Here is a 10,964-nt window from a genome sequence, read left to right on the forward strand (position 1 = left end):
CGCCCGGACGTCAGCCGAGCAGGATCACTTCCAGCGTGCGCGGGCCGTGGACGCCCTCCACCCGGTCCAGTTCGATGTCGCTGGTGGCCGACGGGCCGGAGATCCACGTCGACGGGCGGGCGGGATCGAGGCGTTCGAGGGCCTGCGGGACCGAGGGGACCACCTGGTCCGGGACGCGGACGACGCAGATGTGGTGGTCCGGAACGAGCGAGACGCGGCGCCGGCCCTGGTCGGGGGAGCCGTCCAGGACGATCGTGCCGGTCTCGGCGATCGCCACCGCGCAGCCGGTCACCACGCTGTCCACCCGGTCCAGTTCCTGCGGTGTGCTGTCCGGACGGTCCTCGATCCGCGCCACGTCCGCGGCGGCCAGCCACCGTCCCGGCAGCCCGGGCGGCACCAGCACCTGCCGCGCCCCGCGCTCGGCCAGCAGCCGCCCGATGAGGTCCGCGACCGACCCGTCGTCGCTGCGGTGCACGATCGCCCGGTAGTCCGCAAGGTTCTCGGCCAGCAGCTCCACCGTCTGCCCGGCGGTCCGCGTCCCGTGCTCGCGCAGATAGTCCCGGGCGACGGCCTCCTCGTACGGCCGCTCGTCCGCGGGCACGTCGGCGAGCGCCCGCCGCACCCGGCCCAGGATCCTTTCCCTGCTGCTCACTTGACGCCGTCCTCTCCGCCGCGCGTGCGCTGCCACCAGTCCCGGAACGGCTCCGCCGGCACGGCCGGCAGGTCCCGGGCGCCGGTCCAGGCCCGGCCCGGGCCCGGCAGGGTACGGGGATGCAGCCGGCGGGTGCGGGAGGCGAGCCGCTGGCCGGTGCGCAGGGCGGCGGGGTGGGTGAAGGCCCAGCGCGCCGCACGCATCGCCGCCCGCTCGGCCGCGTGCCCCTTGGCGGGCTTCAGCACCACCTTGTTGCCCTGCCGTACCGCCGGACCGCCCTGCACGACCCGCTCCCGCAGATGCACCAGCACCTCGGGGATGTCGATGGCGACCGGGCACACGTCGTAGCAGGCGCCGCACAGACTCGACGCGTACGGCAGGGAGGCGTCGATCTCGCTTGCCGTGCCCCGCAGTTGCGGGCTGAGGATCGCGCCGATCGGGCCCGGGTACACCGAGCCGTAGGCGTGGCCGCCCGCTCGCTCGTACACCGGGCAGACGTTCAGGCAGGCCGAGCAGCGGATGCAGCGCAGCGCCTGGCGGCCGACGGTGTCGGCGAGGGTGTCGGTGCGGCCGTTGTCGAGCAGGACGAGGTGGAAGGCCCGGGGGCCGTCCTCGTCCGTCGTACCGGTCCACATGCTCGTGTACGGGTTCATGCGCTCGGCGGTGGAGGAGCGGGGAAGGGTCTGCAGGAACACCTCCAGGTCCCGCCAGGCCGGCACCACCTTCTCGATGCCGACGACCGAGATCAGCGTCTCCGGCAGGGTCAGGCACATCCGGCCGTTGCCCTCGGACTCGACGACGACCAGGGTGCCGGTCTCGGCGACCATGAAGTTGGCGCCGGAGATCCCGACCTTGGCCCGCAGGAACTTCTCCCGCAGGTGCAGCCGGGCGGCCTCGGCGAGTTCGGCCGGCGCGTCGGTCAGGCCCTCGGGCGCCGGGCGGCCCCACTCGCCCATCTCGGAGCGGAAGATGTCCCGGATCTCGCCCCGGTTGCGGTGGATGGCCGGCACCAGGATGTGCGAGGGCCGGTCCTTGCCCAACTGCACGATCAGCTCGGCGAGATCGGTCTCGTAGGCGCGGATGCCCTCCGCCTCCAGGGCTTCGTTCAGCCCGATCTCCTGCGTGGCCATCGACTTGACCTTGACGACCTCCGACTCGCCGGTCGCCTTCACCAGGCCGGCCACGATGCGGTTGGCCTCCTCGGCGTCCGCGGCCCAGTGGACCGTACCGCCCGCCGCCGTGACCGACTCCTCCAACTGCTCCAGATACCGGTCGAGATGGCGCAGCGTGTGGTCCTTGATGCGGCGGCCCGCCTCGCGCAGCGCCGCCCAGTCGTCCAGCTCGGCGACCGCGCGGGCCCGCTTGGCGCGGATGGTGTGCGTCGCGTGCCGCAGATTGCCGCGCAGGGTGGGATTGTGGACGGCGTCGTGCGCGGCCTTCGGAAAGGCCGGCATGCCGACGAACGTTCCGCTCATGCCGCCGGTTCCTCCTCCGTGCTCGCCAGGATCTCCGCGATGTGCACCGGCCGCATGCCCACCTTCAGCCGGCTCATGGTGCCCCCGATGTGCATCAGACACGAGTTGTCGGCCGCGCACAGCACCTCGGCGCCCGTCGAGACGGCGTTGCGCACCTTGTCCGCGCCCATCGCGGCCGACACGTCCGCGTTCTTCACCGCGAAGGTGCCGCCGAAGCCGCAGCACTCCTCGGCGCCCGGCAGCTCCACCAGTTCCAGGCCCTTCACCGCCTGCAGCAGCCGCCGGGGCCGGTCGCCCAGGCCGAGCGAGCGCAGCCCGTGACAGGTCGGATGGTAGGTGACCGTGTGCGGGTAGCAGGCCCCGACGTCCGTCACGCCGAGGACGTCCACCAGGAACTCCGTCAGCTCGTACGTCTTCGGCACCACCGGCGCCAGCGTCCGCGCCAGCGAGTCCCCGCGCCCCTCCGCGCGCGCCCGCTCGCCCATCCGCGGATACAGCTCCCGCACCATCGCGCCGCACGACCCGGACGGGGTCACGATCGCCTCGTAGCCGCCGAAGACATCGGAGAAGTGCCGGGCCAGCGGCTCGGCCTCATGCCGGTAACCGGTGTTGTAGTGGGCCTGCCCGCAGCAGCTCTGGCCCATCGGGAAGTCGACGTCGACACCCAGTCTGGTCAGCAGTTTCACCACGGCACGGCCGGTGTCCGGATAGAGCGTGTCGTTGACACAGGTCAGGAACAGGGCGACACGCATCACGGCTCCTCGGAATCGGTCATCGGACGAGTGCAGGGTAGTCGGCGGACACCGCCGAAGGGAGAGGCGCCGCTCACCGCGCGGCGAGCCGTGCCTCGGCCTCCCGCCAGCGGGCTGCGTCACCCCGGGGCGTGTACCGGGTCAGCGGCTGGGTGCGGGTGAGCAGGGCGCGCATCGCGGGCAGGTCGCCGACCAGCCCGTGGGCGCGGGCCTGCACCAGGACGTTGCCCAGCGCCGCCGCCTCCGTGGCGCCGGCGACCACGGGCAGCCCGCAGGCGTCGGCGGTCAGCTGGCACAGCAGCGTGTTGCGGGTGCCGCCGCCGACGACGTACACCACGTCCACCGGATGGTCGGCGAGCCGCTGCGCGTCCTCGACGGCCCGCCGGTGGGCGAGGGCGAGCGAGTCCAGGATGCACCGGGTGACCTCCGCCCGCGTCACCGGAACCGGCTGCCCCGACGCCCGGCACGCCTCGGCGATCCGCTCCGGCATCCGCCCCGGCGCCAGGAAGGCCTCGTCGCCGGCGTCCACCACCGAGCGCAGCGCCGGCACACCTCCGGCCTCGCGCAGCAGCGTCCCCAGGTCCGGCTCGCCCCAGGCGCGTTGGCACTCCTGGAGCAGCCACAGCCCCATGATGTTGCGCAGATACCGGACCGTGCCGTCCAGCCCGAGTTCGTTGGTGAAGTTCGCGGCCCGGCTCTCTTCGGTGAGCACCGGAGCGGTCAGCTCCAGCCCCGCCAGCGACCAGGTGCCGGTGCAGATGTAGGCGAAGCGCTCACCGCCGGCCGGGACGGCGGCCACCGCCGAGGCGGTGTCGTGCGAGCCCACCGCCGTCACCGGCACGGGACCGGTCAGCCCGGTCTCCTCCAGCACCTCCGGCCGCAGCACGCCCGCCGGGTCGCCGGGCTGCCGCAGCGGCGCGAACAGCCCGAGGTCGACACCGAGCCGGCCGGCGACCTCGTACGACCACGTCCGCGTCCGGGGATCGATCAGCTGGGTGGTGGAGGCGTTGGTCAGCTCGGTGCCCTGCTCCCCGGTGAGCCAGTACGAGATCAGGTCCGGGACCAGCAACAGCCGCCGGGCCTGGGCCAGTTGCATGGTGGAGCGGGCGGCCACCAGCTGGTACAGGGTGTTGAACGGGGCGTACTGCAGCCCGGTCGCCGCGTACAGCTCCCCGGCCGGCACACTCGCCCACACCTTCTCCGCGATCCCCTCGGTGCGGGCGTCGCGGTAGTGCACCGGGTTGCCCAGCAGAGCCCCGTCGGCGTCCAGCAGGCCGTAGTCCACCGCCCAGCTGTCGATGCCGACGGAGTCCACCCGGCCCGCCGCCCGCAGCCCGTCCAGCACACCGCCGTACAGCGCGAGGATGTCCCAGCGCAGCCCCTCCGCGAGCCGCACCGGCCGGTTGGGGAACCGGTGCGCCTCGCTCAGCTCCAGCGAGTCCGGGCCCACCCGGCCGACCATCACCCGCCCGCTGGAGGCGCCGAGGTCGACCGCGGCGTACGACTTCACCGGCCGGCTCACCGCAGGAAGGCGGCCGCGACGCCGGCGTCGACCGGGACGTGCAGCCCGGTGGTATGGGTCAGTTCGCCGCCGGTCAGGGCGAACACCGCGTTGGCCACGTGCTCCGGCAGCACCTCCCGCTTCAGGATCGTCCGCTGGGCGTAGAACTCGCCCAGCTTCTCCTCCGGCACCCCGTACACCGCCGCCCGCTGCGCACCCCAGCCGCCCGCGAAGATCCCGGAGCCGCGCACCACGCCGTCGGGGTTGACCCCGTTGACCCGGATGCCGTGCTCGCCCAACTCGGCCGCCAGCAGCCGCACTTGGTGGGCCTGGTCGGCCTTGGTCGCCGAGTAGGCGATGTTGTTGGGCCCGGCGAAGACGGCGTTCTTGGAGGCGATGTACACGATGTCACCGCCCAGCCCCTGGGCGATCATCACCCGCGCCGCCTCCCGGGAGACCAGGAAGGAACCGCGGGCCATGATGTCGTGCTGCAGGTCCCAGTCGCGTGCCGATGTCTCCAGCAGCGGCTTGGAGATGGAGATGCCGGCGTTGTTGACGACCAGATCGACGCCGCCGAAGGCGAGCACGGCCGCCTTGAAGGCCTGCGCGATCTGCTCCTCGGCCGTGACGTCGACGGTCACCGCGACCGCCCTGTCCGGGCCGCCCAGTTCCTCGGCGACCTCAGAGGCGTTCTCGCCGTTGAGGTCCGCGACCACCACACAGGCGCCCTCGGCGGCCAGCCGGTGCGCGATCGCCTTGCCGATCCCGCTGCCCGCCCCCGTGACCAGTGCCACCCGGGTCGCCAGCGGCTTCGGCTTCGGCATCCGCTGGAGCTTGGCCTCCTCCAGCGCCCAGTACTCGATGCGGAACTTCTCCGACTCCTCGATCGGCGCGTACGTCGACACCGCTTCCGCGCCGCGCATGACGTTGACGGCGTTGACGTAGAACTCGCCGGCCACGCGTGCCGTCTGCTTGTCCTTGCCGAAGCTGAACATGCCCACGCCCGGGACCAGGACGATCGCCGGGTCGGCGCCGCGCATGGCGGGGGAGCCGGGGGTCGCGTGCCGCTCGTAGTAGGCGGCGTACTCCTCGCGGTAGGCGGCGTGCAGCTCCTTCAGCCGGGCCACGGCCTGCTCCAGGGCAGCGGTCGGCGGCAGGTCGAGCACCAGCGGCCGTACCTTCGTGCGCAGGAAGTGGTCCGGGCAGGACGTGCCCAGCGCGGCGAGCCGCGGATGCTCGGCGCGGGCCAGGAAGTCCAGGACGACGTCGCTGTCGGTGAAGTGCCCGACCTGCGGCTTGTCCTGGGAGGCGAGGGCCCGGACGTACGGCGCGAGGGCCGCGGCGCGCTCCCGCCGCTCGGCCTCGGGAAGCGCCTCGTAACCCTCGATCACCGGGCCGAAGGGCTCCGGCTTGCCGCGTTCGGCGAGGAACGCCTCGGCGGTGCGGATGATGTGCAGCGAGTTGCGCTCGCACTCCTCGGAGGTCTCGCCCCACGCCGTGATGCCGTGGCCGCCGAGAACGCACCCGATGGCCTGCGGGTTGGCCTCCTTGACCGCCGCGATGTCCAGACCCAGCTGGAACCCCGGCCGCCGCCACGGCACCCACACCACCGTGTCGCCGAAGCACTCGGCGGTCAGCTTCTCCCCGTCGGCGGCGCAGGCCAGCGCGATGCCGGAGTCGGGGTGGAGGTGGTCGACGTGCGCGGCTTCGACGAGCCCGTGCATGGCCGTGTCGATGGAGGGGGCCGCCCCGCCCTTGCCGTGCAGGCAGTAGTCGAACGCCGCGACCATCTCGTCCTCGCGCTCGACCCCGGGGTACACCCCCTTCAGCGCGCGCAGCCGGTCCAGCCGCAGCACGGCGAGCCCGGCCTCGGTGAGCGTCCCGAGATCGCCACCGGACCCCTTCACCCACATCAGCTCGACATCGCCGCCGGTCACCGGGTCGGTGCCGGTGCCCTTCGCCGAGGCGTTGCCGCCGGCGTAGTTGGTGTTACGGGGATCGGAGCCGAGCCGATGAGAGCGGGCCAGCAGGGCGGCGGCTTCGGGGTGGGGTGCCATGAGCGGTTCTCTTCCTCGTGTCGTCGGTCGAGGTTGAATCGTTTCAGGAAACTAGTGGGAGGGGCGTGGAGCCGTCAAGGTGTCGGAGGGGGTGGGCTTCGGAGGTGGGGGAGAGGCGGCGTTTTCTTCCGGGGGGTAGGTGGGGGTGTCCGATGGTGATCAGTAGAGGGCATGAAACGATTCATGACATGTCAGGAGCGCTTCGCGGGGAGTCGGTGGCGTCCGGCGTTGCCAGGCGGCGTGCCGGGCGGCCGCGTGGCCGGATCCTGCGCCGGGCGCCCACGGCACGGAAGGGCGGACCGGAGCGGGCTTGTTACCCTCTGGGACACACCGAACGGAGGTGCCAGGTCATGGAGTCCCGGTCACTGCGCTACTTCGTCGCCGTCGCGGAGGAACTCAACTTCACCCGGGCCGCAGAACGGCTGGGCATCTCCGTCCCGCCCCTGTCCCGCGCCGTCCGCAAGCTCGAGGCCGACCTCGGCGTCACCCTCTTCGAGCGCACCACCCACAACGTCGCCCTCACCCCGTCCGGCACCGTCCTGCTGGAGGAGGCCCGCGTCGCCCTCGACGCCCTGCACGCCGCCTGCCGGCGGGCCCAGCGGATGGCGGACCCGGAGCCCAAGCTCGTCCTGGCCGTCAAGGCCGACGGCGACGCGGGCCTGCTGGAACCCCTCCTGACCCGCTATGCCGCCGAACCGGGGGCCCGGCCCGTCACCGTACGCCTCTCCGGCTGGCGCGAGCAGACACGGCTGCTGCGCGCCGGCGAGGCCGACGCGGCCCTGGTCTACGAGCCGTTCGACCGGCGAGGCCTGGACGCCGAGAGGCTGGCCGTCGAGCCACGGCTCGCCGCCCTCCCGGCCACCCACCCCCTCGCCGCCCGCGACCACCTCGCCCTCGCCGACCTCGCCCTGCCCGGCGTCGAACCGGGCCGCGCCGACGGACTGCCCGGCTACCTCGACACGGTCGTGGCCCGGTACGCCATCGCGGACCTGTCCCAGCTGCTCGCCCTCGTCGAACTGGGTGAGGTGGTCACGCTCCTCCCCGAATCGGTCACCACCCGCTACCCCCGCCCGGGCGTCGTCTACCGCCGGATCCCGGACGCGCCGCCGGCCGCCCTGTCCATCGCCTGGCCCCAGCAGTCCCGCTCGACCGCCACGGCGGCACTGGTCCGCGCGGCCCTCGCGGTGGCTCCGGCAGCCGAGGCGGCGGCATGACATGCAGGGTGCTCAGGGCCGCCGACCCGCAGCGACCGAAGCGATGACGGCGACCGAACGGGTGGGGGTGTTCCGCCGACGCGGGGTGGGCCGTAGACAAGGGGTGCTGGGCCGGGTTCACCAGGGCACTGTCCGACCCCAGCGGTCCAGATAGGCCAGGCCGGGCGTGCCCAGCTTGGACAGCAGGACGTCCACGAGCAGCGGGACGCTCTCCTCGACGGTGTACGGAGCGTCCGGCCCGCCGAGCGCGGTGCGGATCCAGCCCGGTGCCAGGAGGACGAAACCGCGCTGTGTCCCGGCCTGCCGGACGGCGAAACTGCGCATGAACATGTTCAAGGCCGCTTTGCTTGCCCGGTAGACCTCGCGGCCTGCGGTGGTGTTGTTCGTGATGCTGCCCTGTCCGGACGACATCGCCCCGATGAGGCCCGTGGGGGACACCAGGTCTTCGAGCGCCTCGATGACGCGCAGGGGGCTGAGAGCGTTGGTGACCATCACCTCGACGAAATCGTCGGTCGCCACCTTGCCGATGGGCGTCCGCTCATTGTTCGTGGTACCGGCGTTGACGAAGAGCAGGTCCAGTCGGCGGTCCGCAAGGCGCTCGTGCAGGGGCGCGAGGTGCTCGGGCTCGTTGATGTCGAGATGCTCGACGGTGACGCGGCCCTCGGACCGGTCGGCGAGATCGTGCAGGGGCGTTCGCGCGGAGGGGTCGCGGACCGTGCCGATGACGTCCCAGCCCCGGTCGAGGAATTCAGCCGCCATCGCGTGGCCGAGACCGCGCGAGGCCCCGACGATGAGGGCGGTCGGCATGTGCTGCTGTGTCACAGTCGATGACATGTTGCGTCGTCTCCGTTGGCTGACGTGGCGAATTCATTTCGTGCGTCCTTGACCGAGAAGTCTGATCGGCGTGCTGTCGCGGGTGCGACGAAGGCAGCTGGATTTGTAGGATTCCCGCTGTGGCAGGTACGCCCATGCGTGGATCCATCGCGATCGAGCCCGACGATGTGCGCATCATTCGCGCACTGCAGATCGCCCCGAGAGCCTCCTTCGCCTCGACGGCAGCCGCGCTCGACCTCACCGAGGGCACTGTCAGGCGCCGATACCGGCGGCTGCACGCCGACGGCGTCATCCGCGTCATCGGCGTCGTCAACCCGGGAGCGCTGGGGCAGAGCAGATGGCTGGTACGGCTGCGCTGCCGGCCCGGCAGCGTCGCAGCGATCGCGGGGGCACTCGCCAAGCGAGACGACGTCAACTGGGTGGCCCTGGCCGCAGCCGGCTCCGAGGTCACGTGCGCGACGCAGTCACGGGATCAAGCGCAGCGGGAGGAACTCCTCGGCCAACGGCTTCCGCGCACCGCTGCGGTGCTCGACATCAACGCCTTCGCCATGCTCCGGCAGTTCATGGGAGGCCGCGGCCACTACTGGGCCGCACTCCACGGCGCGCTGTCCCCGCAGCAGGAAGCCATGCTCGGGAGCGACGGCCCTCCGTTCACGGAATCTCCGGTCGTCACCGACGACCCCGTGCGCCTCACCGGCGAGGACGAGAAGATCCTCGGCGCGCTCGCTGCGGACGGCCGGGCCAGTCTCGTCGACCTCGCCCTGGCGGCGGGCTGCTCGGGCAACGCGTCGTCCACATCGATGTGGAGATCTCCCCGGCAGCCCTGGGCTACCACGCGCGGGCCAACCTGTGGCTGCGCGTACATCCGTCCGAGGTGAAGAACGTCGGACGCTCGCTGGCACGAGAACCCGAGATCGCCTTCGTCGCGGCCATCTCCGGCGCTTACAACATCCATGCCGTCGCCCACTGCCGGGACTTCGACGAACTCTTCGCATTCACGTCGGATCGCATCGGGGCCCTGCCCGGCCTGCAGAGCATGGAAGTCTCACCTGTCCTACGGCACGTCAAGCAAGCCGGCACGATCCTGTCCGGCGATCGCCTCGTCGGGCCACCGAGCCAAGCGTGACGCAAGCAGGCCCCCGGCACCGCGACGCCCTACGACAAGCTATGCGTCGGGGTCACGGATGCCGACTGCGTCATGCCGCCAGAACGGCTCCGCATAGACCAGCGTCCCCGTCATCCATGGCTCGTACTTCGGGAGCCTGATGGCCTGGAAGGCACCATCCGGGATACGCAGGGACGGCTTCCGGAAGCCCAGGCCATGACCGGGCGCGAAGCCGAAACGCGAGTAATAGCCCGGATCACCCTCCAGGAAGACGAGGGGAACGACGCGCTCGGCGAGGATGCCCAGTCCGTGTCGGACCAGGGCTGAACCGATACCGCGTCCATGGAGCTCAGGCAGCACGGCCAACGGGCTGAGGACGTGCACGTCAACCAGCCGCCGAGGGGCATCGAGCAGACTGCGGGTGAACATGACGTGGCCGACGACCTGCCTGTCGTGCTCGGCGACCAGGGAGAGACCGTCCTCGGGCGTGAGGGTGTCCCGCAGGGCATCGACCAGATCGGCCACGACGATGCCATGGTCACCGAACGCCCGCAGATGAACGTCCCGCACGGCCCGTCTGTCACTCGGGAGTTCTTCGCGGAGATCCATGCCCGGAGGGTAAGGACCCTTCCGGGTGGCTCGCACACCGTTTTGGAGCCGGAAGGGACCAGGATCCGAACGGAGTCGTGCTGCGCGTATATCGCGTTGTGGGTTCCGGGGTGCCGCCATAAGGTCGCCGGCATGTCTTTACGTCTTCGTATGCGTCAGGCACTGCCGGAAGCGATGCGCGCCCGTGACAAGGCGGCGGTGAGCGCCCTGCGCGCAACGCTCGCTGCGCTGGACAACGCCGAGGCGGTGGTCGTGGACGAAGCCGAGCTCCGAGGCGTGGCCCTTGAGCACTCGCCGGTCGGTGTCGGCGTCACCGAAGCAGCGCGGCGTGAGCTGAGCGAGCGGAGTGTGGCGGACGTCGTGCGCGCCGAGGCCGCCGAGCGACTGGAGGTCGCAGCGCGCTTGACTGCGCCCGCGCACGCTGACCGAGCCGCACAACTCCGCGCGGAGGCCGCCGTGCTGCTCCGCTTCCTCGACGATCCCGGCACCGCATAGGAAACGGCGTCGCGTCGCACCCGAAGGGACACGGGAGGGGCTGAAGAGCGGGGTCGGCCTCAGCCCCGACCAGCCTCCAGCCCGCAGCCCGACCAGCCCTCAGCCCGCCGGAGCGCGACGAGTCTCCAGCCCGCCGGAGTCTCGATCGGGCCCGGCTTGCCCGGAACCGGACCAGTCCCCCTGCCGAGCCCGATCAGGCCGGGGCCGCCTGGATCGAGACCAGCCCTCAGCCCGCCGGAGCGCGACGAGTCTCCAGCCCGCCGGAGTCCC

11 protein-coding genes are annotated in these 10,964 nt (G+C 71.9%); 4 read left to right on the top strand and 7 right to left on the bottom strand.

Features of this window, described 5'->3' with window-relative positions; all coding sequences use genetic code 11:
- Positions 1 to 10: 10 nt before the first annotated feature.
- The 5 genes from AB0950_RS26890 to AB0950_RS26910 form a co-directional block, all read right to left on the bottom strand.
- Positions 11 to 652, bottom strand: a complete 642-nt coding sequence (locus AB0950_RS26890; protein ID WP_360574447.1) for a lactate utilization protein C — start codon at positions 650 to 652, stop codon at positions 11 to 13.
- Positions 649 to 2,127 (bottom strand): LutB/LldF family L-lactate oxidation iron-sulfur protein, encoded by a 1,479-nt coding sequence (locus tag AB0950_RS26895; RefSeq protein ID WP_366779581.1) that lies wholly within the window; start codon positions 2,125 to 2,127, stop codon positions 649 to 651. Before AB0950_RS26895 ends, AB0950_RS26890 begins: the two co-directional genes overlap by 4 nt.
- The gene (locus tag AB0950_RS26900; protein WP_360159819.1) at positions 2,124 to 2,879 is read right to left on the bottom strand and encodes a (Fe-S)-binding protein; all 756 of its coding nucleotides are present in this window, start codon (positions 2,877 to 2,879) and stop codon (positions 2,124 to 2,126) included. Before AB0950_RS26900 ends, AB0950_RS26895 begins: the two co-directional genes overlap by 4 nt.
- A gap of 73 nt (positions 2,880 to 2,952) precedes the next feature.
- Positions 2,953 to 4,389: an FGGY-family carbohydrate kinase gene (locus AB0950_RS26905; RefSeq protein WP_366779629.1), complete on the bottom strand. Its 1,437-nt coding sequence runs from the start codon at positions 4,387 to 4,389 to the stop codon at positions 2,953 to 2,955.
- 8 nt (positions 4,390 to 4,397) lie between these two features.
- Complete coding sequence (locus AB0950_RS26910) at positions 4,398 to 6,437, bottom strand: bifunctional aldolase/short-chain dehydrogenase (RefSeq protein WP_360159820.1); 2,040 nt, start codon at positions 6,435 to 6,437, stop codon at positions 4,398 to 4,400.
- A 350-nt stretch (positions 6,438 to 6,787) separates the two neighbouring features.
- Between AB0950_RS26910 and AB0950_RS26915 the strand changes: the two genes are divergently transcribed.
- The gene (locus tag AB0950_RS26915; protein WP_360159821.1) at positions 6,788 to 7,651 is read left to right on the top strand and encodes a LysR family transcriptional regulator; all 864 of its coding nucleotides are present in this window, start codon (positions 6,788 to 6,790) and stop codon (positions 7,649 to 7,651) included.
- 117 nt (positions 7,652 to 7,768) lie between these two features.
- Here AB0950_RS26915 and AB0950_RS26920 read toward each other — a convergent pair whose 3' ends face one another.
- Positions 7,769 to 8,485 carry an SDR family NAD(P)-dependent oxidoreductase gene (locus tag AB0950_RS26920; protein ID WP_360159822.1) on the bottom strand — a complete coding sequence of 239 codons (717 nt, stop codon included), beginning with the start codon at positions 8,483 to 8,485 and terminating at the stop codon, positions 7,769 to 7,771.
- Between the two features lie 134 nt (positions 8,486 to 8,619).
- Between AB0950_RS26920 and AB0950_RS26925 the strand changes: the two genes are divergently transcribed.
- Together AB0950_RS26925 and AB0950_RS26930 are read left to right on the top strand one after the other, a co-directional pair.
- The gene (locus AB0950_RS26925; RefSeq protein ID WP_366779582.1) at positions 8,620 to 9,363 is read left to right on the top strand and encodes an AsnC family transcriptional regulator; all 744 of its coding nucleotides are present in this window, start codon (positions 8,620 to 8,622) and stop codon (positions 9,361 to 9,363) included.
- Complete coding sequence (locus AB0950_RS26930) at positions 9,360 to 9,611, top strand: Lrp/AsnC ligand binding domain-containing protein (protein ID WP_366779583.1); 252 nt, start codon at positions 9,360 to 9,362, stop codon at positions 9,609 to 9,611. Before AB0950_RS26925 ends, AB0950_RS26930 begins: the two co-directional genes overlap by 4 nt.
- Positions 9,612 to 9,650: 39 nt before the next feature.
- On the opposite strand, the gene AB0950_RS26935 is transcribed toward AB0950_RS26930, so the two are convergent.
- Positions 9,651 to 10,199, bottom strand: a complete 549-nt coding sequence (locus AB0950_RS26935; protein ID WP_366779584.1) for an N-acetyltransferase — start codon at positions 10,197 to 10,199, stop codon at positions 9,651 to 9,653.
- 174 nt (positions 10,200 to 10,373) lie between these two features.
- Here AB0950_RS26935 and AB0950_RS26940 point away from each other — a divergent pair, with 174 nt between their 5' ends.
- Positions 10,374 to 10,694, top strand: a complete 321-nt coding sequence (locus tag AB0950_RS26940; RefSeq protein WP_360159838.1) for a hypothetical protein — start codon at positions 10,374 to 10,376, stop codon at positions 10,692 to 10,694.
- Positions 10,695 to 10,964: the final 270 nt, after the last annotated feature.

Source organism: Streptomyces sp. NPDC007189 (assembly GCF_040703635.1).
In the GTDB taxonomy this organism is placed as follows: Bacteria; Actinomycetota; Actinomycetes; order Streptomycetales; family Streptomycetaceae; genus Streptomyces.